General features: G+C 58.3%; 18 protein-coding genes and 4 tRNA genes. All 22 read left to right on the top strand.

All coding sequences use genetic code 11. The features are described from left to right. Positions 1–4 precede the first annotated feature (4 nt). The 22 genes from amt to rpoC all read left to right on the top strand — a co-directional run bounded on the left by amt (position 5) and on the right by rpoC (position 24,765). A complete protein-coding gene (amt, locus tag E4P32_RS23480; RefSeq protein WP_116436310.1) occupies positions 5–1,561 on the top strand; it encodes an ammonium transporter in 1,557 nt (518 codons plus the stop codon). A 265-nt stretch (positions 1,562–1,826) separates the two neighbouring features. Beyond that, on the top strand, positions 1,827–3,122 hold the full coding sequence (gshA, locus tag E4P32_RS23485; RefSeq protein WP_116436311.1) for a glutamate--cysteine ligase: 1,296 nt from the start codon (positions 1,827–1,829) through the stop codon (positions 3,120–3,122). A gap of 33 nt (positions 3,123–3,155) precedes the next feature. Then, entirely contained in the window at positions 3,156–4,103 is a 948-nt protein-coding gene (gene gshB / locus E4P32_RS23490; RefSeq protein ID WP_116436388.1) for a glutathione synthase, read from the top strand. A gap of 49 nt (positions 4,104–4,152) precedes the next feature. Next, positions 4,153–4,560, top strand: coding sequence for a PTS fructose transporter subunit IIA (locus tag E4P32_RS23495; protein ID WP_116436312.1), 408 nt, complete (start codon positions 4,153–4,155; stop codon positions 4,558–4,560). A 21-nt stretch (positions 4,561–4,581) separates the two neighbouring features. Beyond that, a complete protein-coding gene (locus E4P32_RS23500; protein ID WP_016836057.1) occupies positions 4,582–4,851 on the top strand; it encodes an HPr family phosphocarrier protein in 270 nt (89 codons plus the stop codon). A 188-nt stretch (positions 4,852–5,039) separates the two neighbouring features. Then, positions 5,040–6,830, top strand: a complete 1,791-nt coding sequence (ptsP, locus tag E4P32_RS23505) for a phosphoenolpyruvate--protein phosphotransferase (RefSeq protein WP_116436313.1) — start codon at positions 5,040–5,042, stop codon at positions 6,828–6,830. A 267-nt stretch (positions 6,831–7,097) separates the two neighbouring features. Beyond that, positions 7,098–8,237 carry a homoserine O-acetyltransferase gene (locus tag E4P32_RS23510; protein ID WP_116436314.1) on the top strand — a complete coding sequence of 380 codons (1,140 nt, stop codon included), beginning with the start codon at positions 7,098–7,100 and terminating at the stop codon, positions 8,235–8,237. After that, entirely contained in the window at positions 8,234–8,836 is a 603-nt protein-coding gene (gene metW / locus E4P32_RS23515) for a methionine biosynthesis protein MetW (RefSeq protein ID WP_116436315.1), read from the top strand. Before E4P32_RS23510 ends, metW begins: the two co-directional genes overlap by 4 nt. 142 nt (positions 8,837–8,978) lie before the next feature. After that, entirely contained in the window at positions 8,979–10,250 is a 1,272-nt protein-coding gene (locus E4P32_RS23520) for an AmpG family muropeptide MFS transporter (protein ID WP_116436316.1), read from the top strand. Between the two features lie 84 nt (positions 10,251–10,334). After that, a tRNA-Tyr gene (locus E4P32_RS23525) sits at positions 10,335–10,420 on the top strand. Positions 10,421–10,483: 63 nt separating this feature from the next. Continuing rightward, a tRNA-Gly gene (locus tag E4P32_RS23530) sits at positions 10,484–10,557 on the top strand. 51 nt (positions 10,558–10,608) lie between these two features. Next, positions 10,609–10,683: transfer RNA gene (locus E4P32_RS23535), tRNA-Thr, on the top strand. 103 nt (positions 10,684–10,786) lie between these two features. Then, complete coding sequence (tuf, locus tag E4P32_RS23540) at positions 10,787–11,983, top strand: elongation factor Tu (protein ID WP_116436317.1); 1,197 nt, start codon at positions 10,787–10,789, stop codon at positions 11,981–11,983. A 112-nt stretch (positions 11,984–12,095) separates the two neighbouring features. Then, a tRNA-Trp gene (locus tag E4P32_RS23545) sits at positions 12,096–12,171 on the top strand. A 35-nt stretch (positions 12,172–12,206) separates the two neighbouring features. Next, positions 12,207–12,587 (top strand): preprotein translocase subunit SecE, encoded by a 381-nt coding sequence (secE, locus tag E4P32_RS23550; RefSeq protein WP_016836053.1) that lies wholly within the window; start codon positions 12,207–12,209, stop codon positions 12,585–12,587. Positions 12,588–12,589: 2 nt separating this feature from the next. Next, complete coding sequence (nusG, locus tag E4P32_RS23555) at positions 12,590–13,180, top strand: transcription termination/antitermination protein NusG (protein ID WP_029363887.1); 591 nt, start codon at positions 12,590–12,592, stop codon at positions 13,178–13,180. A 139-nt stretch (positions 13,181–13,319) separates the two neighbouring features. Next, positions 13,320–13,751: a 50S ribosomal protein L11 gene (gene rplK / locus E4P32_RS23560; protein ID WP_016836051.1), complete on the top strand. Its 432-nt coding sequence runs from the start codon at positions 13,320–13,322 to the stop codon at positions 13,749–13,751. After that, complete coding sequence (gene rplA / locus E4P32_RS23565; protein ID WP_016836050.1) at positions 13,751–14,446, top strand: 50S ribosomal protein L1; 696 nt, start codon at positions 13,751–13,753, stop codon at positions 14,444–14,446. The genes rplK and rplA overlap by 1 nt, the downstream gene beginning before the upstream one ends. Before the next feature lie 325 nt (positions 14,447–14,771). Beyond that, the gene (gene rplJ / locus E4P32_RS23570) at positions 14,772–15,320 is read left to right on the top strand and encodes a 50S ribosomal protein L10 (protein ID WP_116436318.1); all 549 of its coding nucleotides are present in this window, start codon (positions 14,772–14,774) and stop codon (positions 15,318–15,320) included. Positions 15,321–15,428: 108 nt separating this feature from the next. Then, complete coding sequence (rplL, locus tag E4P32_RS23575; protein WP_016836048.1) at positions 15,429–15,806, top strand: 50S ribosomal protein L7/L12; 378 nt, start codon at positions 15,429–15,431, stop codon at positions 15,804–15,806. A 335-nt stretch (positions 15,807–16,141) separates the two neighbouring features. Further along, complete coding sequence (gene rpoB / locus E4P32_RS23580; RefSeq protein ID WP_116436319.1) at positions 16,142–20,248, top strand: DNA-directed RNA polymerase subunit beta; 4,107 nt, start codon at positions 16,142–16,144, stop codon at positions 20,246–20,248. 278 nt (positions 20,249–20,526) lie between these two features. Then, positions 20,527–24,765 carry a DNA-directed RNA polymerase subunit beta' gene (gene rpoC, locus E4P32_RS23585; RefSeq protein ID WP_116436320.1) on the top strand — a complete coding sequence of 1,413 codons (4,239 nt, stop codon included), beginning with the start codon at positions 20,527–20,529 and terminating at the stop codon, positions 24,763–24,765. The last annotated feature ends 355 nt before the right edge of the window (positions 24,766–25,120 follow it).

A 25,120-nucleotide genomic window follows, 5' to 3' on the forward strand; every position in this document is an offset into this window, starting at 1 on the left:
AGTAATGAGTATCAAAAAAATGTTTTCAAGTGCGCTCGCAATCGGCACGTTGTTGTTGGCGGTAAGTTTTGCCGCCCCGGTCCAGGCGCAAGACGCGCCGAAGCCGGAAGCCGCCGCTGCGGCTGCTCCTGCGGCGGAAGCGCCAAAGGCTGACGCACCGAAAGCCGAAGCGCCTGCAGCGGCTCCGGCTGCTGCTGCAGCCGCTCCTGCCGCTGCAGCCCCGGCTGCTGCCGCAGCTGCGCCGGTGCTGGTCCCTAACAAGGGCGACACGGCCTGGATGCTGGTATGTACTGCATTCGTGATCCTGATGACCTTGCCGGGCCTGGGCCTGTTCTACGGCGGCCTGGTCCGCAGCAAGAACATGCTGTCGGTGCTGATGCAATGTTTCGTGATCTTCTCGCTGATCTACATCCTGTGGTTCGTCTACGGCTACAGCATCGCATTCACTGAAGGCAACGCGTTCTTCGGCGGCTTCGATCGTCTGTTCCTGCACGGCCTGAACGGCGACTCGACCACTGCGACCTTCAGCAAGGGTGTCGTGATTCCTGAACTGTCGTTCGTGGCCTTCCAGGGCGCGTTCGCAGCCATCACCGTGGCGCTGATCATCGGCTCCTTCGCTGAGCGCGTGAAGTTCTCCGCCGTGATCGCATTCTCGATCCTGTGGTTCACCTTCTCGTACCTGCCGATGGCCCACATGGTCTGGTTCTGGCCTGGTCCGGATGCATTCACCGACGCTGCTGCTGCAGAAAAGGCGACTGCGATCTCCGGCTGGTTGTTCCAGAAGGGCGCGCTGGATTATGCCGGCGGCACCGTGGTGCACATCAATGCTGCGATCGCCGGTCTGGTCGGTTCGTATGTGATCGGCAAGCGCGTCGGTTACGGCAAGGAAGCCTTCAAGCCGCATAGCCTGACTCTGACCATGGTCGGCGCCTCGCTGCTGTGGTTCGGCTGGTTCGGTTTCAACGCCGGCTCCGGTCTGGAAGCCAACGGCGGTGCAGCGTTGTCCTTCGTCAACACCATCCTGGCAACTGCTGCTGCAGTGCTGTCGTGGAGCTTCGGTGAATGGATCGGCAAGGGCAAGCCTTCGATGCTGGGTGCAGCGTCGGGTGCAGTCGCCGGTCTGGTGGCGATTACTCCTGCAGCCGGTTTCGTCGGTGTCTGCGGTGCGGTTGTGATGGGCCTGCTGGCCGGTCTGCTGTGCCTGTGGGGTGTCACCGGTCTGAAGAAGCTGCTGGGTTCGGACGATGCGCTGGACGTGTTCGGCGTGCACGGCGTGGGCGGTATCCTGGGTGCGATCCTGACTGGCGTGTTCGCTGCGCCTAGCCTGGGCGGCACAGGTATCTATGACTACGTCGCCAACGCAGTCGCTCCCGACTACTCGATCGGCGGTCAGGTCTGGATTCAGTTCCAGGGCGTGCTGACTACCGTGATCTTGTCGGGCGTGGTCTCCTTCATCGCCTACAAGCTGGTCGACATCGTGATCGGTCTGCGTGTAACGGAAGAAGAAGAACGCGAAGGTCTGGACATCTCCAGCCACGGCGAATCGGCTTACCACTCTTAATCAGTTCCCGGGGGCTTCGGCCCCTTTCAGAAGCGCCCGTGACTCCGGTCCGGGCGCTTTTTTTATGTCTCTTTAAAAAAACGACAACGCCGCCATGTAAAACACCTCTCCACCAGATATTGCCGCGTGGCGAAGGACGCAATAGCCAGAATCCCGCTAAAATGGCCGGTTCCTGTCGGTTTTGTTATCGGTTCTTGCCATCGATCGCCAGCCGCAGTTTGTCTGATTCGTCCAATCGCTACCGAGCACGCGCAGAAGGTCTTTTATGGTTCCGCATCTTGTCACCGCCCTCAACGGTCCGCTTCTCGACCTGGAAAAGAAAATCCTGGGTGCAACTCCCGCGATTGAGCGCTGGTTCCGCATGGAGTGGCAAGAGCACACGCCGCCGTTTTACTGTTCGGTCGACCTGCGCAACGCCGGCTTCAAGCTGGCGCCGGTGGACACCAACCTGTTTCCGGGCGGCTTCAATAATCTGTCGCCGGAAATGCTGCCGCTGGCCGTGCAGGCCGCGATGGCTGCCATTGAAAAATATTGCCCCGATGCAAAGAATCTGCTGCTGATTCCGGAAAATCACATCCGCAACAGCTTCTACCTGCAAAACGTCGCGCGGCTGATGCAGATCTTCCGCCAGACCGGTCTCAATGTGCGCCTGGGCACGCTGGAAGACATCAAGAAACCCAAGCAGATCGACCTGCCCGACGGCAGCACCATCACGCTGGAGCCGCTCGAGCGCTCCAAGAACGGCCGCCGCCTGGGTCTGAAGAACTTCGATCCGTGTACCGTGCTGCTCAACAACGACCTGTCGATCGGCATCCCATCGGTGCTGGAAAACCTCGATGAACAAAATGTCCTGCCGCCGCTGCATGCCGGCTGGGCGGTGCGTCGCAAGAGCAATCACTTCTCGGCCTACGACGACGTGGTGAAGAAATTCGCCAAGCTGGTCGACGTCGATCCGTGGATGCTCAACCCGCTGTATGCGAAATGCGGCGAGCTTAATCTGCAGGAAGACGCCGGCTCCGATTGCCTGGCCGACAACGTCAGCAGCCTGTTGTCGAAGATTCGCAAGAAGTACAAGGAATACGGCATCAAGGAACAGCCGTTCGTGATCGTCAAGGCCAACGCCGGCACCTATGGCATGGGCATCATGACGGTCAAGGACGCCAGCGAGGTCAAGGATCTCAACCGCAAGCAGCGCAGCAAGCTGGCGGTGGGCAAGGAAGGCTTGGAAGTCAATGAACTGGTGATTCAGGAAGGCGTGCATTCGTTCGAGCGCATCAACGAAGCGGTGGCCGAGCCGGTGGTCTACATGATCGACCGTTACGTGGTGGGCGGATTCTATCGCGTGCATGCCGATCGCGGCATCAATGAAAACCTGAACGCCCCCGGCGCCCATTTCGTGCCGCTGGCGTTCCAGCAGCAGCATGCCTTGCCTGACCTGCAAGCCAAGCCCGGCACCGCCGCGCCGAACCGCTTCTACATGTACGGCGTGGTGGCGCGCTTGGCGCTGCTGGCGGCGTCGCTGGAAATGGAAAAGACCGATCCGAATCCGGAAGTCTATTAATCTTATTTGGCTGACATTTTTGACGGACATTTCATGAAAATCGCTTTCCTCGCCGACCCGCTCGACACCTTCAAGACCTACAAGGACTCGACCTTCGCCATGATGCGTGAAGCTGCTCGCCGCGGCCACGCCATCTACGCGTTCGAGCAGACCGATGTCGTGCTGGAAAGCGGCCTGGTCACCGCCAACGTCGCGAAGATCACGCTCACCGGCGAGGCCGACGACTGGTACCGCGCCGACAAGCCGGTCTCGACTTTCCTGTCGGAGTTCGACGCCATCGTGATCCGCAAGGATCCGCCGTTCGACATGGAATACATCTACACGACGTATCTGCTGGAGCTGGCCGAGAAGCAGGGTGCGCGCGTCTTCAACAAGCCCGAAGCGATCCGCAGCCACAATGAAAAACTGGCGATCGCGCAGTTCCCGCAATACACCGCGCCGACCCTGGTCACGCGCGACGCCAAGCGCCTGCGCGCATTCCACGACGAACACAAGGACGTGATCCTGAAGCCGCTCGACGGCATGGGCGGCATGGGCATCTTCCGCATCGGCCAGGACGGCATGAACCTCGGTTCGGTCATCGAAACCCTGACCGACAACGGCAACCGGACCATCATGGCGCAGCGTTTCATCCCGGAAATTTCCAAGGGCGACAAGCGGATTCTGCTGATTGGCGGTAAAGTGGTGCCGCACGTTTTGGCGCGCATCCCGCAAGGCGGGGAAGTGCGTGGCAATCTGGCGGCCGGTGGTCTCGGCGTGGCGCAACCGATTTCACCGCGCGAGCTGGAAATCGCCGAAGCACTGGCGCCGGTATTGGCGCAGCGGGGGTTGTTGCTGGTAGGATTGGACGCTATTGGCAATTATTTAACAGAAATCAATGTCACCAGTCCGACTTGTTTCCAGGAAATCACGCAGCAAAGCGGCTTCGATGTTGCCGCCATGTTCGTCGATGCGCTGGAAACCGCAGTCGCCGGCAGCTGAAGCAGTGCAACCAGCGCCCCGTCTGCCAACATATATAGTGTAGAAATTCATGGTCGGTATCCTTCTCCTCACGCATGCCCCGCTGGGTCAGGCTTTCATTGCAGCGGCCACGCATGTCTTCCGCGGCTTGCCGGAACGCATCGAAGCAATCGACGTCATCGCCGACCAGAACCCGGTGGAGGTGCAGCGCATGGCGGCTGACGCCGTGCATCGCCTCGACGACGGCAGCGGCGTGCTGGTCATCACCGACGTCATGGGCGGCACGCCGTCCAACTGCACCGGTTACCTGTGCGCCATCGACAATGTCGAAATCATCGCCGGCATCAGCCTGCCGATGCTGCTGCGCGCGCTGACCTACCGCAACGACACGCTCGACGTGGTCATGGAAATGGCATTGGCCGGCGGCCAGAGCGGCGCCGTCCGGATCGACAACCGTATTCGCGTTTCATCCCAATAAAAGCACAAAGAAAGAATTGCCATGATTCAAAAAGAACTTGAGATCATCAACAAGCTCGGTCTGCATGCGCGCGCTTCGGCCAAATTCACGCAGCTGGCGTCGAAGTACAAGTGTGAAGTCTGGATGACCTTCAACAAGCGCCGCGTCAACGCCAAGTCCATCATGGGCGTGATGATGCTGGCCGCCGGCAAGGGCACCAAAGTGCTGCTGGAAACTGAAGGCGATGACGAGCAGGATTGCTTCAATGCATTGGAAGCGCTGATCCTGGATCGTTTCGGCGAAGGCCAATAATCCACTAAGTCAGCAAGCCAACCAGCCTGGTCTTGCAGCAAGGCAGCAAGGTCTCGAAATTTTCCTGTTTGTTTCTCTCTTGTTTTTCTGCACGATTGCCAAACCGGGCGTTGTCCGGTAAGGTTTTGAGAGCTACCGCGCACGAACACAGATGACGGCACAATAAAATAACGCAGGAGACAAACGCGATGGCATCTTTCACCTTACACGGCATCCCGGTTTCCAAAGGGATCGCCATCGGCCGCGCGCATCTGCTCGCGCCGGCCGCGCTGGACGTCAAACATTATCTGATTCCCGAAGAGCAGGTCGAAGCCGAAGTCCTGCGCCTCAAGAACGCGATTGCCGCCGTCCATCAGGAACTCCAAACCATCCGCGACGACTTGCCCAAGGAAGCGCCGCCCGAGCTGGGCGCCTTCATCGACGTGCATGCGCTGATCCTGTCGGACCCGATGCTGGCCGAAGTGCCGCTCAACATCATCCGGCATCGCTATTACAACGCCGAATGGGCGCTGGTGACGCAGATCGATGGCTTGTCGGCGCAGTTCGACGAGATCGAAGATCCTTACCTGCGCGAGCGCAAGGCCGACATCCAGCAAGTCGGCGACCGCGTGCTCAAAGTGTTGACCGGCACCGCCATCAGCCTGCCGCCGGCCGCAGGCGAGGGCGCCGCCGCCAGCATCATCGTCGTTGCGCATGACATTTCGCCGGCCGACATGCTGCAGTTCCGCGACGGCGCCTTCGCCGGTTTCGTCACCGACCTCGGCGGCCAGAATTCGCACACCGCCATCGTCGCGCGCAGCCTCGACATTCCGGCCGCAGTCGGCATGAACAACGCCTCGGTGCTGGTCAAGCAGGAAGACGTGCTGATCATCGATGGCGACGCCGGCGTGGCCATCGTCAATCCGTCGCCGCTGGTGCTGGCGCAATACCGCGCGCGCCAGGAGCGCATGCTGCGCGACCGCAAGAAACTCGGCCGTCTCAAGAAGACCCCGGCGATCACCCAGGATGGCACGCAGATCACCTTGCTGGCCAACATCGAATTGCCCACCGACAGCGCTCCGGCGCTGGAAGCGGGCGCCAATGGCGTCGGCCTGTTCCGTTCGGAATTCCTGTTCATGGGGCGCGCCGGTCATCTGGAAAAATTCCCGTCCGAAGACGAACAGTTCGATTCGTATTGCCAGACCGTGGTGTCGATGAAGGGCCGTCCGGTCACGATCCGCACGCTCGACGTCGGCGCCGACAAGCCGCTCGACGAAGACGAGCAGACTGCGCTCAATCCGGCCCTGGGTTTGCGTGCGATCCGTTATTGCCTCTCCGAGCCGCAGATGTTCCTGACGCAGCTGCGTGCGATCTTGCGCGCCTCGGCCTTCGGTCCGATCAAGCTGCTGATCCCGATGATGGCGCACGCGTTCGAAATCGACCAGACGCTGGCGCTGATCGAGCAGGCCAAGGAGCAATTGCGTCAACGCAAGCAGAAGTTCGATGAAGACATTGAGATCGGCGCCATGATCGAAATCCCGGCAGCCGCGCTGGCCTTGCCGATGTTCATCAAGCGCCTCGACTTCCTGTCGATCGGCACCAACGACCTGATCCAGTACACCCTGGCGATCGACCGCGTCGACCATGAAGTGGCGCATCTGTACGATCCGCTGCATCCAGCGGTGCTGTTCCTGTTGTCGAGCGTGATTTCGATGGCGCGCAAGGCCGATATCCCGGTCGCGGTGTGCGGCGAAATGGCGGGCGACGTGAAATGGACGCGGCTGTTGCTGGGCATGGGACTGCTGGAGTTTTCCATGCATCCCTCGCAACTGTTGTCGGTCAAGCAGGAAATCCTCAACAGTGACCTGACCCTGCTGGAGCCGCAGGTCAAAAAAGTGCTGAAGGCTTCCGAACCGTCCGCCATCGAGGCGGCCATGGCGCAATTGCGGGCCATCAACAGCGAACCCGAAATCAAAGCGATCGCCTCACGACGCCGCTGAGTGAACGACAGGCATGCCGGCAATGGTGGTTTGACGGCATGCCCCGACTTGGTTATTCTTACACCACTGCGCCGATTTGAATGGTTTCTCCAAACCTCAGCTTGCGGGCGCCGGAACCCAAGGTTCCATCTAAATACGGCTAAAGCGAGCTTGGTGCACTACCAGACAAGCCCAGAATTTAGCCCGTGAGCGCAAGCTCCGGGCTTTTTTGTTTTCGGGCCCCTGAATCGGTAGACGGACATAACCGCAAGATAACGAAGAGAGCCCATGTCGATCGGAATCGTATCGCCGCAAATCATGCATTTCCCCGAGCCGCTGCCGCTCAAGAACGGCACGGCGCTGGCCGACTACGTGCTGATGTATGAAACCTACGGCACGCTCAATGCCGACAAGTCCAACGCCGTGCTGGTATGCCACGCGCTCAATGCCTCGCACCACGTCGCCGGCGTCTATCAGGACGAGCCCGACAACGTCGGCTGGTGGGACAACATGGTCGGTCCCGGCAAGTCGCTCGATACCGACAAGTTCTTCGTCATCGGCGTCAACAATCTCGGCTCCTGTTTCGGCTCGACCGGCCCGATGCATACCAATCCGGCCACCGGCAAGCCGTATGGCGCGAGCTTCCCGGTGGTGACAGTGGAAGACTGGGTCAACGCCCAGGCGCGCCTGGCGGACCAACTCGGCATCGCCCAGTTTGCGGCGGTCATGGGCGGTTCGCTGGGCGGCATGCAGGCGCTGGCGTGGAGCATCATGTATCCGGATCGCCTGCGCCACTGTGTGGTGATCGCGTCGACCCCGAAATTGTCGGCGCAGAACATCGCCTTCAACGACGTCGCGCGCCAGGCCATTCTGACGGATCCGGATTACCACGGCGGCGATTTCTATGCGCACGGCGTGGTGCCGAAAAACGGCTTGCGGGTGGCGCGCATGGTCGGTCACATCACCTACCTGTCGGACGACGACATGGCGGAAAAATTCGGCCGCGACCTGCGCTCGGGCGAATACCAGTTCGGCTATGGTGTGGATTTCGAAATCGAATCCTACCTGCGCTACCAGGGTGACAAGTTCTCGACCTACTTCGACGCCAACACCTACCTGCTGATCACCAAGGCGCTCGACTATTTCGATCCGGCGCGCGACTTCGGCGGCGATCTGAACAAGGCGCTGGCCGGCACCAAGGCGCAATTCCTGCTGGCTTCGTTCACCACCGACTGGCGTTTCTCGCCGGAGCGCACGCGTGAAATCGTGCAGGCGCTGGTCAGCAACAAGCGCCGCGTCAGCTATGCCGAAATCGACGCGCCGCACGGGCACGATGCCTTCCTGCTGGACGACGCGCGTTACATGACTTTGTTGCGCGAATACTATCAACGCGTCTGGGCGGAAATCGCCATGGAGGAGAGCGCATGAATTTCCCTGAACTGAGCGTATTGCGCCCCGACCTGGCCTTCATCGCGCACTGGATTCCTGCCGGCTCGCAGGTGCTGGACGTCGGCTGCGGCGACGGCGTGATGCTCGACTATCTGCAGACCGACAAGGCCTGCAGCGGCTACGGCATTGAAATCGACGATGCCCGCATCCCGGAATGTGTGGCGCGCAACGTGTCGGTCATCCAGCAAGATCTGGAAGGCGGCCTGGCCATGTTCGGAGACAATGCCTTCGACAACGTTCTGTGCCTGTCGGCGCTGCAGATGGTCAAGGACGTCGAAGGCATCCTGCGCGAAATCGCCCGGGTCGGCCGCGAAGCCACCGTATCCTTTCCCAACTTCGCCTACTGGTCGCACCGCGTCGCGCTGCTGCGCGGCCGCATGCCGGTGTCGAAGTCGCTGCCCTACGAGTGGTACGACACCCCCAACCTGCGTTGCGCCACGATCAAGGACTTCGAGGCGCTGGCCAACGAGGTCGGCCTCGACGTACTGGAATGCGTGGCGCTGCATGATGGCAAGCCGGTGACCTTCCTGCCGAACTGGCGCGGCAGCCTGGCGGTGTTCCGTCTCAAGAAGAAGTAACCCGCCATGTCGATCGCCCGCGCCGCCGCAGGAAAAATCGTACCGGCGCCGGCAAATTCCTTATACTCCGCAGACGTCTCCGCCCGGGTGTCCCGCGGGCGGGGTTCTTCCTGTCCGTACTGACGTCTCGCCTTTTCTTTTTATGACCGACAACCGCATTTCGTGGCACAGCTATCTCAACCGTCGCATGCTGATCTGCGTGTTTCTCGGTTTTACTTCAGGGTTGCCGCTGTTCATCCTGCTGAGCCTGCTGCAGGCCTGGCTGGCCAAGTCGGGGCTCAACGTCAAGGCGCTGGGTTTGTTCGCGCTCGTGATGTTTCCCTACACCTGGAAATTCCTGTGGTCGCCGCTGATGGACCGTTTCCATTTCGGCCGCATGGGACGCCGGCGCGGCTGGATGTTTTTTACCCAGATCGGCCTGTTCTTCGGCATCGGCGCCATGGGCATGCTGGATCCGCAGACCCAGATCGGCACGATCGCCTTCATGGCGTCGGTGGTGGCTTTCCTGTCGGCCAGCCAGGACATCGTGATCGACGCCTACCGCCGTGAAATCCTGCCGGAAGAAGAGCTCGGCCTGGGCAGCGCCATCCACGTCAACGCCTACAAGCTGTCGGGCATGGTGCCGGGCGCCTTGTCGCTGGTGCTGGCCGATCTGATGCCGTGGCAGACCGTGTTCTGGATTACAGCCGGCTTCATGTTGCCGGGTTTGCTGTGCACGTTGGCGGTCAAGGAGCCGGTGGTCTACGGCGTGCCGCCCAAGAACCTGCGCGAAGCCGTGGTGATGCCGTTCCGCGAGTTCGTCACGCGCGGCGGCTGGAACAAGGCGCTGTGGGTGCTGGCCTTCATCTTCCTGTACAAGCTCGGCGACAGCATGGCGACCGCGCTGGCGACCAAGTTCTACATTGATCTCGGCTTTTCCATGACGCAGATCGGCGTGGTGTCGAAAACCACCAGCCTGTGGGCCAGCGTCGTTGGCGGCATCATCGGCGGGGTCTGGATGATCCGGCTCGGCATCAACAAGGCCTTGTGGGTGTTCGGCGTGATCCAGGCGGTGGCGATCCTCGGGTTCGCCTGGCTGGCCCATGTCGGCGCCAGCACCGTGGCGCTGGCGGTGGTGATCGGCATCGAAGCCTTTGGCGTCGGCCTCGGCACGGCGGCCTTCGTCGCCTACATCATGCGCGAGACCGATCCACGCTACACGGCCACGCAATTTGCCCTGTTCACCAGCCTGGCGGCGGTGCCGCGCACTTTCGTCAATTCTTCGGTGGGGTACATCGTCGCCTATATGGGATGGTTCAATTTCTTCATCCTGTGCTTCATCCTGGCCTTGCCCGGAATGATCATGTTGCTGAAAATTGCCCCGTGGAATCATGTTGAGCATCGCCCCAGGACAACAGTCGGGATCCGGGAATAGCCGGAAGCTAAAAATAATGCGTCCGTTCTCGTATTTTAGTTGACAAGGGAAAAGTGTTCGCCTATAGTTTTGAGTTCCCTGCGCGGAGAGGTGGCCGAGTGGTTAATGGCAGCAGACTGTAAATCTGCCCTCTTACGAGTACGCTGGTTCGAATCCAGCCCTCTCCACCATTTTGGGAACAGTCTTAAAGTTGTTGCGGCTGTGAAGTGATAAGTGTTCGATGGCAGTTCCTCGCGGGTGTAGCTCAATGGTAGAGCTGAAGCCTTCCAAGCTTATGACGAGGGTTCGATTCCCTTCACCCGCTCCAAAGTTTTTTGTCCGGTTGCATCGTTTGGTAGTTGGTGCAGTCGGCAGGTATGCCCTTGTAGCTCAGTGGTAGAGCACTCCCTTGGTAAGGGAGAGGCCACGTGTTCAATCCACGTCAAGGGCACCAGTTGTATAGCAGGTAGCAGGTGTTTCACCGTAAGCGCTGCAGCAAGTCAGCAAGTCGATCGGGCGCGTTGCCTGAACATTCTCATAATCGTTAGGAGTCTAAGATGGCAAAAGGCAAATTCGAGCGGACCAAGCCGCACGTGAACGTTGGCACGATTGGTCACGTTGACCACGGCAAGACCACACTGACAGCCGCAATCGCGACCGTGTTGTCGAAGAAATTCGGCGGCGAAGCGAAGGCCTACGATCAAATTGACGCGGCACCGGAAGAAAAAGCACGCGGCATCACGATCAACACCGCCCACGTTGAATACGAAACAGCAAATCGTCACTACGCTCACGTTGACTGCCCAGGCCACGCCGATTATGTGAAGAACATGATCACCGGCGCCGCGCAGATGGACGGCGCGATCCTGGTTTGCTCCGCAGCAGACGGCCCGATGCCGCAAACACGCGAACACATCCTGCTGTCGCGTCAAGTTGGCGTTCCTTACATCATCGTGTTCCTGAACAAGGCCGACATGGTGGATGATGAAGAGCTGCTGGAACTGGTCGAAATGGAAGTGCGCGAGCTGTTGACCAAGTACGAATTCCCAGGCGACGACCTGCCAATCATCAAGGGTTCGGCGAAGCTGGCCCTCGAAGGCGACACTGGCCCACTGGGCGAGCAAGCGATCATGGCCCTGGCAGAAGCACTGGACACCTACATCCCGACACCGGAACGTGCTGTTGACGGCGCCTTCCTGCTGCCAGTGGAAGACGTGTTCTCGATCTCCGGCCGCGGTACCGTTGTGACCGGTCGTGTTGAGCGCGGTATCGTCAAGGTCGGCGAAGCTCTGCAAATCGTCGGAATCCGTGACACACAAGACACCGTTTGCACAGGCGTTGAAATGTTCCGCAAGCTGCTGGACCAAGGTCAAGCGGGCGACAACGTCGGCGTGCTGCTGCGCGGCACCAAGCGTGAAGACGTGGAGCGTGGTCAAGTGTTGGCCAAGCCGAACTCGATCAAGCCGCACAAGCATTTCACCGGCGAGATCTATGTTCTGTCGAAAGACGAAGGCGGCCGTCATACTCCGTTCTTCAACAACTATCGTCCACAGTTCTACTTCCGTACAACGGACGTGACTGGTTCGATCGAGTTGCCGAAGGACAAGGAAATGGTCATGCCAGGTGACAACGTGTCGATCACCGTGATGCTGATCAACCCGATCGCGATGGAAGAAGGCCTGCGCTTCGCTATCCGTGAAGGCGGTCGTACCGTCGGCGCTGGTGTGGTTGCCAAGATCCTGCCAGACGCGTAATAAGAAGAGTAGCAATCGCCGCGATTCGGGAAATTCCCGCCTCGCGGCGTTGATGTCTGAGCGGCAAGCGTAAGTTGGCTGGCCAAGCCGTTCAGATCAGTGTTTTGATCGTAGGGGTGTAGCTCAATTGGCAGAGCGCCGGTCTCCAAAACCGGAGGTTGGGGGTTCGATGCCCTCCGCCCCTGCCACCGATTCAGGTGAGTAGGGTACTGAAAGTAAATAAATGTCTAACCAGCCTGTACAAACCGTCAATACATCAAGCGACAAGCTCAAGGTTGCCCTGGCAATCGTAGCAGTCATCGCGGGTGTGGTCGGTTTTTTTGTGTTGTCGGGTCAATCGACGCCGGTGCGCGCACTGGCCCTGGTGGCCGGCTTGCTGGTGGCGGTAGGTTTCGCCTGGACATCTTCGCAAGGTCGCGGTTTCGTCGGCTTTGCCAAAGAATCGGTACGTGAAACCAAAAAAGTTGTCTGGCCTACCCGCAAGGAAGCGACGCAGATCACGGCGATTGTGTTCGCCTTTGTGCTGATCATGGCGATCTTCCTGTGGGGTACGGACAAGTTGCTCGAATTCCTGTTGTATGACGTAATTTTGGGCTGGAAATAAAAATGAGCGATAGCACACAAGACAGCGCACCGATTGGTGCGCAAAGCGTTTCAAGCGCAAGTAAAAAGCGCTGGTACGTTGTGCATGCCTATTCCGGCATGGAAAAGAGTGTGCAGCGTGCACTGACCGAGCGCATCGTCCGCGCCGGCATGGAAGAACAGTTCGGCCAGATCCTGGTGCCGACTGAAGAAGTCGTGGACATGAAAAATGGCCACAAGTCGGTGACCGAACGTCGTTTCTTCCCGGGCTACGTCCTGGTTGAGATGGAAATGACGGACGAAACCTGGCATCTGGTGAAAAACACCAGCAAGGTGACCGGTTTCATCGGCGGCAAGTCCAATCGCCCGACACCGATTCCGCCGCATGAAGTCGACAAGATCATGCAGCAAATGCAGGACGGCATCGAAAAGCCGCGTCCGAAGGTCTTGTACGAAGTGGGCGAGCTGGTTCGCATCAAGGATGGTCCTTTCACCGATTTCAACGGCAACGTGGAAGAAGTGAATTACGAAAAATCCCGTGTGCGCGTCTCCGTGACCATTTTCGGTCGTGCAACACCAGTCGAGCTCGAGTTCGGCCAGGTCGAAAAAGTCTAAGCAGCAACAGATATCAAGCGCCCGCAGGAGCGCGGCGAAATGCAAGTTTCCCCAAATCCTGCAGCAGCAGAGGAGCCCCAGTAAAAACGCCGCAAGGCAGATGAACAGGCGCTAACACTCAATCAACGTAGGAGCCATCATGGCAAAGAAAATCATCGGTTTTATCAAGCTGCAAGTGCCAGCTGGTAAAGCAAATCCATCTCCACCGATCGGCCCGGCGCTGGGTCAGCGCGGTCTGAACATCATGGAATTCTGTAAGGCATTCAATGCCCAGACTCAAGGTCTTGAGCCGGGTCTGCCGATTCCAGTCGTGATCACTGCATTTGCGGACAAGTCCTTCACTTTCGTGATGAAGACTCCTCCAGCAACCATCCTGATCAAGAAGGCTGCCGGCATCCAAAAGGGTTCCGCCAAGCCGCATACAGACAAGGTTGGCAAGATTACTCGTAAACAAGCGGAAGAAATCGCTACCCAGAAGAAGCCGGATCTTACCGCTGCTGATCTGGAAGCGGCTGTGCGCACCATCGCTGGTTCGGCACGTTCCATGGGCATCACGGTGGAGGGTCTGTAATGGCTAAGTTGACAAAACGCGCTAAGGCGCAAGAAGGCAAGATCGATAGCACCAAGGCTTATCCTTTCGATAACGCGCTGGCGCTGGTCAAGGAATTCGCAACAGCAAAGTTCAACGAATCGATCGACGTGTCCGTCCAACTGGGCGTTGACGCGAAGAAGTCGGACCAAGTCGTCCGCGGTTCCGTGGTTCTGCCGGCTGGTACAGGCAAGACCGTTCGCGTCGCCGTGTTCGCTTCGGGCGAAAAGGCTGAGCAAGCCAAGGCAGCCGGCGCAGACGTGGTCGGTATGGAAGACCTGGCCGAAATGGTCAAGGCCGGCAACATGCCTTTCGACATCGTGATCGCTTCGCCGGACACCATGCGTATCGTCGGTACTCTGGGTCAGATCCTGGGTCCACGCGGCCTGATGCCTAACCCGAAGGTCGGCACCGTGACTCCTGACGTGGCTACCGCCGTCAAGAACGCCAAGGCTGGTCAAGTCCAATATCGTACCGACAAGGGCGGCATCATTCACGCCACCATCGGTCGCAAGTCGTTCAGCGATGCAGATCTGAAGTCGAATCTGGTTGCACTGATCGATGCGCTGAACAAGGCCAAGCCGGCCACCAGCAAGGGTGTTTACCTGCGCAAGGTGTCGCTGTCGTCCACCATGGGCGCTGGCGTCCGCGTGGATCAATCGACTCTGTCGGCTTAAGTAAAGAATCAAGTCCTCGTTTCCTCAAGGAGACGAGGCGCATCTTTGGGCTGGAGCATTTTGCAATTGTGAAGTGCTTCAGGCAATCAAAGACCGTTGGGCGGCATGCAGCAGGCAGGCATAAAGTTAAAACGTCGGAGACTCGCGTTTCTGATTACCCAGCGCAGATGGTGACCCCGAACAAGTTTTGCAGTCTCACACAGCGTTTCATGTTTCACGAAACGCTGCAATGAACTCCTAACGTCGGACGCCGTGTTCGAACCGATGTAAGGCAAGCAGGTTTTTCGCCTGTGTCGTCGCCAAGCATCATTTTTGGAGGTTGATCTTGAGTCTCAATCTGAATGACAAAAAGGCCGTTGTCGCCGAAGTCGCTGCAAAAGTAGCAACTGCACAGACTATCGTCGTGGCTGAATACCGTGGCATCCAGGTTGGTCACTTGACGCAACTGCGCGCCAAAGCGCGTGACCAAGGCGTGTACCTGCGCGTGTTGAAAAACACACTCGCGCGTCGTGCCGTTGAAGGTTCCGCGTTTGCTGACCTCGCTTCTGAAATGACCGGTCCGCTGATCTATTCGATCTCGGAAGATGCCGTTGCTGCAGCCAAAGTCATCGCTGACTTTGCTAAGACCAACGACAAGCTGGTTGTCAAGGCGGGTAACTATGCAGGCAAATCGCTGGATAAAGCAGCGGTTGTCGCATTGGCAAATATCCCAAGCCGCGAAGTATTGCTGGCCCAGTTGTTGGGCATGATGCAAGTTCCGGTTGCTGGATTTACGCGTGGTCTGGCTGCTCTGGCAGCCAAAAAAGAAGCCGAATCCGGCACAGCGGCAGCGCCAGCTGCAGAAGCAGCTCCGGCTGCCGAAGCCGAAGCTTAAGTCGTTTGACCGCTCAGGCGGTCGCGATTTTGGCAAGGCCCTGTGTCTTTCGCTTTTTTAGCGTCAGTACCGACTAGATGTTTTATCGAAAAAAATTAGGAGTTTCAAATGGCAATTAGCAAAGACGATATCCTGGAAGCCGTAGGCAACCTGACAGTATTGGAATTGAATGATCTGGTGAAGGCATTCGAAGAAAAGTTCGGCGTTTCCGCAGCAGCTATGGCTGTCGCTGGTCCTGCTGGTGGTGGCGCTGGCGCCGCTGCTGCTGAAGAGCAAACTGAGTTCACCGTTGTTCTGGCCGAAATCGGCGCGAACAAGGTTGGCGTCATTAAGGCAGTTCGCGAAATCACCGGTCTGGGCTTGAAAGAAGCTAAAGACCTGGTTGACGGCGCACCGAAGCCAGTCAAGGAAGCAATTCCTAAGGCAGATGCTGAAGCAGCTAAGAAGAAGCTGGAAGAAGCTGGCGCGAAAGCTGAAATCAAGTAATTTTTACTTGAGCTGGAATATCGCCGGTTCGCCGGCGCATCGTTCCACCGGAGTCAAAGTGCAGAATCCTTTGAAAAAAGGATTCGGCTTTGGCTCCTTTGTCGTTTCGTAATTTTGTATGTGAATTTGAGTCCGATTCGAATTTGCGTCGAATTCAAGTTCGTTAATGGTCAGCAGTTTCTTGCCAGCTTCGCCGGTGAAGCAAGAGAAGGCGCCAACCAAGACTGAAGGGCTGAGACTTGAGGTTTCGCTGCTAACGGATTGCAGCAACAAGGCAACAAGCAATCCGGGCGAGTCCTGAACTCTCTATCCTTCCTGTCACTCACGGAGTGTCCATGCACTACTCATTTACTGAGAAGAAGCGTATTCGTAAATCCTTTGCGAAACGCGCTAACGTCCACAACGTTCCGTTCCTGCTAGCGACTCAGATCGAGTCATACCAGACATTCTTGCAGACGGACAAAACAACGTCCCAACGCAAGAACGAAGGTCTGCAATCGGCCTTTACATCGATTTTCCCTATCGTTTCGCACAATGGTTTCGCGCGTCTCGAATTCTTGTCCTATGTGTTGGGCGCGCCGCCGTTCGACGTCAAGGAATGCCAACAACGTGGCCTGACCTTCGCGTCGCCGCTGCGTGCCAAGGTGCGTCTGGTGATCCTGGACAAGGAATCGCCAACCAAGCCGGTTGTGAAAGAAATGAAAGAACAGGAAGTCTACATGGGCGAATTGCCGCTCATGACGACCACCGGTTCGTTCGTCATCAACGGCACCGAGCGCGTCATCGTGTCGCAGCTGCACCGTTCGCCTGGCGTGTTCTTCGAACATGACCGCGGCAAGACGCACTCGTCCGGCAAGCTGTTGTTCTCCGCACGTATCATTCCTTACCGCGGTTCGTGGCTGGACTTCGAATTCGATCCGAAGGACATCCTGTTCTTCCGCGTCGACCGTCGTCGCAAGATGCCGGTAACGATCCTGCTCAAGGCCATCGGCATGACGTCCGAGCAGATCCTGGCGAACTTCTTCGTGTTCGACAATTTCACCTTGCACGCTGAAGGCGCCGAGATGGAATTCGTGCCCGAGCGTCTGCGCGGCGAAGTGGCGCGCTTCGACATTCTCGACAAAGCGGGCAAGCCGCTGGTCGCGAAAGACAAGCGTATCAACGCCAAGCATGTGCGCGACATCGAAGCTGCCGGCATCAAGCAGATTTCCGTGCCGGAAGATTACCTGCTGGGTCGCGTATTGGCGAAGAACGTCGTCGACGGCGACACCGGTGAAGTCATCGCTTCGGCCAACGACGAGTTGACCGAAGAACTGCTGGCCCGCCTGCGCGAAGCCGACATCGATGCAGTCCAGACTCTGTACACCAACGATTTGGATCAGGGCGGCTACATCTCGCAAACATTGCGTACCGACGACACAGCGGATCAAACCGCTGCGCGCGTGGCAATCTATCGCATGATGCGTCCTGGCGAACCGCCGACCGAAGACTCGGTGGAAGCCCTGTTCAACGGCCTGTTCTACAGCGAAGACCGTTACGACCTGTCGGCAGTCGGCCGCATGAAGTTCAACCGCCGTATCGGCCGTGATGAACTGACTGGCGCCATGACGCTGTCGAACGAAGACATCCTGGCCGTGATCAAGATTCTGGTTGAGTTGCGCAATGGCCGCGGCGAAGTCGATGACATCGATCACTTGGGTAACCGTCGCGTCCGTTGCGTCGGCGAACTGGCGGAAAATCAATTCCGCGCCGGTCTGGTCCGCGTTGAGCGCGCCGTCAAGGAACGCCTCGGCCAAGCCGAAGCGGACAACCTGATGCCGCACGACCTGATCAACTCCAAGCCGATCTCGGCAGCGATCCGTGAATTCTTCGGTTCGTCGCAGTTGTCGCAGTTCATGGACCAAACCAACCCGCTGTCGGAAATCACGCATAAACGCCGTGTTTCCGCCCTGGGACCTGGCGGTCTGACCCGCGAACGCGCCGGCTTTGAAGTCCGCGACGTGCACCCGACCCACTATGGCCGCGTGTGCCCGATCGAAACGCCTGAAGGCCCGAACATCGGCCTGATCAACTCGCTGGCGCTGTATGCCCGCCTGAATGAATACGGCTTCCTGGAAACCCCATACCGCAAGGTTGAGGGCAGCAAGGTTACCAACCAGATCGACTATCTGTCGGCAATCGAAGAAGGCCGCTACATCATCGCTCAGGCGAATGCGACCATCGACGCTTCGCTGAAGCTGTCCGATGAACTGGTCTCGGCGCGTGAAGCCGGCGAAACCATTCTGGTGTCGCCGGAGCGCGTCCAGTACATGGACGTGGCCCCAGGCCAGGTCGTGTCGGTGGCGGCATCGCTGATTCCGTTCCTCGAACACGATGATGCGAACCGCGCATTGATGGGCGCCAACATGCAACGTCAGGCTGTTCCTTGCCTGCGTCCGGAAAAGCCGCTGGTCGGCACCGGCATCGAGCGTACCGTTGCAGTTGACTCGGGTACGACCGTGCAAGCGCTGCGTGGCGGTATCGTCGATTACGTCGATGCAGGCCGTGTGGTGATCCGCGTGAACGATGAAGAAGCGCAGGCTGGTGAAGTCGGCGTCGACATCTACAACCTGATCAAGTACACACGTTCGAACCAGAACACCAACATCAACCAGCGTCCTATCGTCAAGGTGGGCGACCGTGTCGCCAAGCAAGACGTGATCGCCGACGGCGCATCGACCGACCTGGGCGAACTGGCTCTGGGTCAGAACATGCTGGTGGCGTTCATGCCATGGAACGGCTACAACTTCGAAGATTCGATCCTGATCTCCGAAAAAGTCGTTGCTGACGACCGCTACACCTCGATCCATATCGAAGAGTTGTCGGTGGTTGCACGTGACACCAAGCTCGGCGCGGAAGAAATCACCCGTGATATTTCGAACCTGGCTGAAAACCAACTGGCGCGTCTGGACGAGTCCGGCATCACCTACATCGGTGCTGAAGTCGAAGCCGGCGATACGCTGGTCGGTAAAGTGACGCCAAAGGGCGAAACTCAGCTGACACCGGAAGAAAAGCTGCTGCGCGCGATCTTCGGCGAAAAAGCTTCGGACGTTAAGGACACCTCGCTGCGCGTGCCTTCGGGCATGGTCGGCACCGTCATCGACGTGCAAGTGTTCACCCGTGAAGGCATCCAACGCGACAAGCGCGCTCAACAGATCATCGACGATGAACTGAAGCGCTATCGCCTGGACCTGAACGATCAGCTGCGTATCGTTGAAGGCGATGCCTTCCAGCGTCTGGAAAAGATGCTGATCGGCAAGGTCGCCAACGGCGGTCCGAAGAAACTGGTCAAGGGCACCAAGCTGGACAAGGCGTACCTGGACGATCTGGACAAGTATCACTGGTTCGACATCCGCCCGGCGGATGACGACATGGCGACTGCTCTGGAAGCGATCAAGGAATCGATCGCCGAAAAGCGTCACCAGTTCGATCTGGCGTTTGAAGAAAAGCGCAAGAAGCTGACCCAAGGCGATGAACTGCCGCCAGGCGTGCAAAAGATGGTCAAGGTCTACCTGGCCGTGAAGCGTCGCCTGCAACCAGGCGACAAGATGGCGGGTCGTCACGGTAACAAGGGTGTGGTTTCGCGCATCCTGCCGATCGAAGACATGCCGCACATGGCCGACGGTACACCAGCCGACATCGTGCTGAACCCGCTGGGCGTGCCATCGCGCATGAACGTCGGTCAGGTTCTCGAAGTCCATCTGGGCTGGGCAGCCAAGGGTCTGGGCCTGCGCATCGGCGAAATGCTGACTGCACAGGTGAAGATCGCCGAACTGCGCAAGTTCCTGACGACCATCTACAACGAATCGGGCAAGAAGGAAGCGCTCGACGAGTTCAGCGATGAGGAAATCCTGGAACTGGCATCCAACCTGAAGAAGGGTGTTCCGTTCGCCACGCCGGTGTTTGACGGCGCGCACGAAGATGAAACCCGTCGCATGCTGGATCTGGCGTACCCGGATCACATCGCCAAGCAACTGGGCATGACCCCGTCGAAGAACCAGGTCACCATGTATGACGGCCGCACCGGCGAAGCTTTCGAGCGTTCCGTGACGGTCGGCTACATGCATTACCTGAAGCTGCATCACTTGGTTGATGACAAGATGCATGCCCGTTCGACCGGTCCTTACTCGCTGGTTACTCAGCAGCCTCTGGGCGGTAAGGCGCAGTTCGGCGGTCAACGCTTCGGTGAAATGGAAGTCTGGGCACTGGAAGCCTACGGCGCATCGTATGTGCTGCAGGAAATGCTGACCGTGAAGTCCGATGACGTGAACGGCCGTACCAAGGTTTATGAAAACCTGGTCAAGGGCGATCACGTGATTGACGCCGGCATGCCGGAGTCCTTCAACGTGCTGGTCAAGGAAATCCGTTCGCTCGGTATCGATATCGATCTCGAACGCGACTGATGTTCCCAAGGGCAAGGCGGCGCGGCCGTCTTGCCCTGTTTCACCGTCTGATCCTGCCGCCTGAAACAAAGGCGGCAACGTAGTAAAGTAAGCAGTTCAGCAAGCAGCTACAAGCAATTGTAAGCAGTCAAGGACGACCAAGTCTGTCCCGGTACATGCGGAACCCGGCGCAAGCCACGGCTCTCCCGCAGGTGCGAACAGGGTGTGCGCAGATTGTGGTGCGGCCGTCTCGATATACACAGCATTACCTAGCGTTCTCACGCCAACTGGAGTGATACATGAAAGCACTGCTCGATCTATTCAAGCAAGTTCAGCAAAACGAACAATTCGACGCGATCAAAATTGGTCTGGCGTCCCCGGAAAAAATCCGTTCGTGGTCCTACGGCGAAGTCAAAAAGCCGGAAACCATCAACTACCGTACCTTCAAGCCTGAGCGCGACGGTCTGTTCTGCGCCAAGATCTTTGGCCCGATCAAAGACTACGAATGCCTCTGTGGCAAGTACAAGCGCCTCAAGCACCGCGGCGTCATCTGCGAAAAATGCGGCGTTGAAGTCACGCTGGCCAAGGTGCGCCGTGAGCGCATGGGCCACATCGAACTGGCTTCGCCGACTGCCCACATCTGGTTCCTGAAATCGCTGCCGTCGCGTCTGGGCATGGTCCTCGACATGACCCTGCGGGACATCGAACGCGTGCTGTACTTTGAAGCCTACGTCGTGACCGATCCAGGCATGACTCCGCTGAAGAAGTGCCAGATCATGTCGGAAGACGACTACGCTGCCAAGTACGAAGAGTACGGCGACGACTTCACCGCATTCATGGGCGCCGAAGGCATCCGTGAACTGCTGCGCTCGATCGACATCGACCGCGATGCAGAAACCCTGCGCGTGGAACTGAAGGAATCGAAGTCCGAAGCCAAGATCAAAAAATACGCCAAGCGCCTGAAGGTGCTGGAAGCGTTCCAACGTTCGGGCATCAAGCCTGACTGGATGATCATGGAAGTGCTGCCGGTGCTGCCACCGGAACTGCGTCCACTGGTCCCGCTGGACGGCGGCCGCTTTGCGACCTCCGATCTGAACGATCTGTATCGCCGCGTCATCAACCGTAACAATCGTCTCAAGCGCCTGATGGAATTGCGCGCGCCTGAAATCATCACGCGCAACGAAAAGCGCATGCTGCAAGAAGCGGTTGACTCGCTGCTGGACAACGGCCGTCGCGGTAAAGCGATGACCGGCGCCAACAAGCGTCCGCTGAAGTCGCTGGCCGAAATGATCAAGGGCAAGGGCGGTCGTTTCCGTCAAAACTTGCTGGGCAAGCGCGTCGACTACTCCGGCCGTTCCGTCATCGTGGTGGGCCCGCAGCTCAAGCTGCATCAGTGCGGTCTGCCGAAGCTGATGGCGTTGGAACTGTTCAAACCGTTCATCTTCAACAAGCTGGAACTGATGGGTCTGGCAACGACCATCAAGGCAGCCAAGAAGCTGGTCGAAATTCAAGAGCCGGTCGTCTGGGACATCCTGGAAGACGTGATCCGCGAACATCCGGTCATGCTGAACCGCGCGCCGACATTGCACCGTCTGGGTATCCAGGCGTTCGAGCCGGTCCTGATCGAAGGCAAGGCAATCCAGCTGCATCCGCTGGTTTGCGCCGCGTTCAACGCCGACTTTGACGGTGACCAGATGGCGGTCCACGTTCCACTGTCGATCGAAGCACAGATGGAAGCGCGTACGCTGATGCTGGCGTCGAACAACATCCTGTTCCCATCGAACGGCGAACCGTCGATCGTGCCGTCCCAGGATATCGTGCTGGGTCTGTACTACGCGACACGTGAAGCGATCAACGCCAAAAACGAAGGCATGTTGTTCCAGGACGTCTCGGAAGTCATCCGTGCGTACGACAATAAGGAAGTCGAACTGGCTACCCGCGTCACCGTGCGTATCGTTGAAAATCCAAAGGATCCGGTCACCGGCGAATTCGTCAAGACAATCAAGCGTTACGAAACGACTGTCGGCCGCGCCATCCTGTCGGAAATTCTGCCGAAGGGCCTGCCATTCTCCGTGCTGAACCGCGCGTTGAAGAAGAAGGAAATCTCGAAGCTGATCAACACTTCGTTCCGCAAGTGCGGTCTGCGCGCGACTGTCGTGTTCGCCGACCAACTGATGCAATCGGGCTTCCGCCTGGCGACACGCGCCGGTATCTCGATCTGCGTGGACGACATGCTGGTGCCGCCACAAAAGGCGACCATCATTGCGACTGCAGAGCAAGAAGTGAAGCAGATCGAACAGCAATACTCGTCCGGTCTGGTTACCGCCGGCGAACGCTACAACAAGGTTGTGGACATCTGGGGCAAGGCCGGCGACGACGTCGGCAAGGCCATGATGGACCAGCTGAAGGTCGAAGACGTGGTTCGCCGCGACGGCACCAAGGGTACGCAAGAGTCGTTCAACGCGATTTACATGATGGCCGACTCCGGCGCCCGCGGTTCCGCAGCGCAGATTCGTCAGCTGGCAGGTATGCGCGGTCTGATGGCGAAGCCGGACGGTTCGATTATCGAAACGCCGATTACCGCGAACTTCCGCGAAGGCCTGAACGTGTTGCAGTACTTCATCTCGACGCACGGCGCCCGTAAGGGTCTGGCCGATACCGCGCTGAAGACCGCGAACTCCGGTTACCTGACACGTCGTCTGGTCGACGTGACCCAGGATCTGGTCGTGATCGAAGATGATTGCGGCACGTCCAACGGCGCGTCCATGAAGGCAATGGTTGAAGGCGGTGAAGTCATTGAAGCGCTGCGCGATCGTATCCTCGGCCGCGTTGCAGCTACCGACATCATCAATCCGGAAACCCAGGCTACGCTGTACGAAGCCGGCACCCTGATGGATGAAGATACCGTTGAAGAAGTCGAACGCCTCGGCATCGACGAAGTCAAGGTTCGCACTCCGCTGACTTGCGACACGCGCTACGGCCTGTGCGCCAAGTGCTACGGTCGCGATCTGGGCCGCGGCGTGCTGGTCAACAGCGGCGAAGCAGTCGGCGTTATCGCTGCGCAGTCGATTGGTGAGCCAGGTACTCAGCTGACCATGCGTACGTTCCACATCGGTGGCGCGGCATCGCGTGCAGCAGTGGCCTCGTCGGTGGAAGCCAAGTCGAACGGCACCATCCGCTTCACGGCGACCATGCGTTACGTCACCAACGGCAAGGGCGAGCTGATCGTCATTTCCCGTTCGGGCGAAGTGCTGATCACCGACGACCTCGGTCGTGAGCGTGAGCGTCATAAAGTACCGTACGGTGCGACCCTGATCGTCAAGGACGGCATGGTCATCAAGGCCGGTACTGCACTGGCGACATGGGATCCGCTGACACGTCCGATCATCACCGAGTACACCGGTACCGTGAAGTTCGAAAACGTCGAAGAAGGTTCGACCGTCGCCAAGCAGATCGACGAAGTGACCGGTCTGTCGACACTGGTGGTTATCGATGCCAAGCGCCGCGGTTCGTCCGCTGCCAAGGTGTTGCGTCCACAGGTCAAGCTGCTGAACGAGCAAGGCGAAGAAGTCAAGATCGCCGGCACGGAACACGCAGTGACGATCGGCTTCCAGGTTGGCGCGCTGATTACCGTCAAGGACGGTCAGCAAGTCCACGTGGGTGAAGTGCTGGCGCGTATCCCGACTGAATCGCAAAAGACACGCGATATTACCGGTGGTCTGCCACGCGTTGCCGAACTGTTCGAAGCGCGTTCGCCGAAGGATGCCGGTATGCTGGCTGAAGTCACAGGTACTGTGGCGTTCGGTAAGGAAACCAAGGGCAAGCAACGTCTGGAAATCACGGACATGGACGGCGCCAAGCATGAGTTCCTGATCACCAAGGACAAGCAGGTGCTGGTGCATGACGGTCAGGTGGTGAACAAGGGCGAAATGATTGTCGACGGTCCTGCCGATCCGCAAGACATCCTGCGCCTGCTGGGTATCGAAGCGCTGGCGCGTTACATCGTCGACGAAGTCCAGGACGTGTACCGTTTGCAAGGCGTGAAGATCAACGACAAGCACATCGAAGTCATCGTGCGTCAGATGCTGCGTCGCGTGCAGGTTGTGGATCCGGGCGATACCAACTACATCACCGGTGAACAGGTCGAACGTTCCGAGTTGCTGGACGAAAATGATCGCGTCAATGCCGCGACCAAGATTCCTGCAACATACGAAAACGTTTTGCTTGGTATCACCAAGGCATCGCTGTCGACCGACTCGTTCATCTCGGCTGCATCGTTCCAGGAGACCACACGTGTCCTGACCGAAGCTGCGATCATGGGCAAGCGCGACGGTTTGCGCGGTCTGAAGGAAAACGTCATCGTTGGTCGTCTGATCCCGGCTGGTACCGGTCTGGCGTTCCACCGTGCACGCAAGGAAAAAGACGCATGGGAAGCCGACGAGCGCGCAGCGCTGTTGGAATCCGAGCGTGTGGCGCGTGTGACCGAAACCGAAGCGCATCCTGCCGAGACTTTCGGTGGTGCGGACGGCGAAGCGTAATGATGCAATAGCAGCGCATCTGCCCTCACGGGCGGATAGGCGGCAAAGAAGAACGGCGTCGGAAGAAATTCCGGCGCCGTTTTTTTATGGGTGGAAATATGGCAAAGGACTGCGGTGCGGCTGCGCCATGTATCGCAGCGTAAATGTTGACGAATCAACTTGAGCTGATTCAGGTTTTGTCCTACAATCTTTGAATAAGAATTATTCTTATTAAAAATAATCCGCCTCAGGAATGCCCGGCAACGCCGCCCTCCAATTTCATCGGACCGGACGTCGCGCGCGACCAAAATAAAACGACGCTACGCGATCAACATGTCGCGGTGCAGTCGCGAGGCAGGCAAAAAATCTCGTACTA

Origin of the sequence: Herbaspirillum sp. 3R11 (assembly GCF_004563925.1) — a bacterium.
In the GTDB taxonomy this organism is placed as follows: Bacteria; Pseudomonadota; Gammaproteobacteria; order Burkholderiales; family Burkholderiaceae_D; genus Herbaspirillum.

Bases quoted from the DNA above. Each gene is read 5' to 3' on its own strand.
- amt (WP_116436310.1), top strand. From the start codon at position 5: ATGAGTATCAAAAAAATGTTTTCAAGTGCGCTCGCAATCGGCACGTTG.
- gshA (WP_116436311.1), top strand. From the start codon at position 1,827: ATGGTTCCGCATCTTGTCACCGCCCTCAACGGTCCGCTTCTCGACCTG.
- gshB (WP_116436388.1), top strand. From the start codon at position 3,156: ATGAAAATCGCTTTCCTCGCCGACCCGCTCGACACCTTCAAGACCTAC.
- E4P32_RS23495 (WP_116436312.1), top strand. From the start codon at position 4,153: ATGGTCGGTATCCTTCTCCTCACGCATGCCCCGCTGGGTCAGGCTTTC.
- E4P32_RS23500 (WP_016836057.1), top strand. From the start codon at position 4,582: ATGATTCAAAAAGAACTTGAGATCATCAACAAGCTCGGTCTGCATGCG.
- ptsP (WP_116436313.1), top strand. From the start codon at position 5,040: ATGGCATCTTTCACCTTACACGGCATCCCGGTTTCCAAAGGGATCGCC.
- E4P32_RS23510 (WP_116436314.1), top strand. From the start codon at position 7,098: ATGTCGATCGGAATCGTATCGCCGCAAATCATGCATTTCCCCGAGCCG.
- metW (WP_116436315.1), top strand. From the start codon at position 8,234: ATGAATTTCCCTGAACTGAGCGTATTGCGCCCCGACCTGGCCTTCATC.
- E4P32_RS23520 (WP_116436316.1), top strand. From the start codon at position 8,979: ATGACCGACAACCGCATTTCGTGGCACAGCTATCTCAACCGTCGCATG.
- tuf (WP_116436317.1), top strand. From the start codon at position 10,787: ATGGCAAAAGGCAAATTCGAGCGGACCAAGCCGCACGTGAACGTTGGC.
- secE (WP_016836053.1), top strand. From the start codon at position 12,207: ATGTCTAACCAGCCTGTACAAACCGTCAATACATCAAGCGACAAGCTC.
- nusG (WP_029363887.1), top strand. From the start codon at position 12,590: ATGAGCGATAGCACACAAGACAGCGCACCGATTGGTGCGCAAAGCGTT.
- rplK (WP_016836051.1), top strand. From the start codon at position 13,320: ATGGCAAAGAAAATCATCGGTTTTATCAAGCTGCAAGTGCCAGCTGGT.
- rplA (WP_016836050.1), top strand. From the start codon at position 13,751: ATGGCTAAGTTGACAAAACGCGCTAAGGCGCAAGAAGGCAAGATCGAT.
- rplL (WP_016836048.1), top strand. From the start codon at position 15,429: ATGGCAATTAGCAAAGACGATATCCTGGAAGCCGTAGGCAACCTGACA.
- rpoB (WP_116436319.1), top strand. From the start codon at position 16,142: ATGCACTACTCATTTACTGAGAAGAAGCGTATTCGTAAATCCTTTGCG.
- rpoC (WP_116436320.1), top strand. From the start codon at position 20,527: ATGAAAGCACTGCTCGATCTATTCAAGCAAGTTCAGCAAAACGAACAA.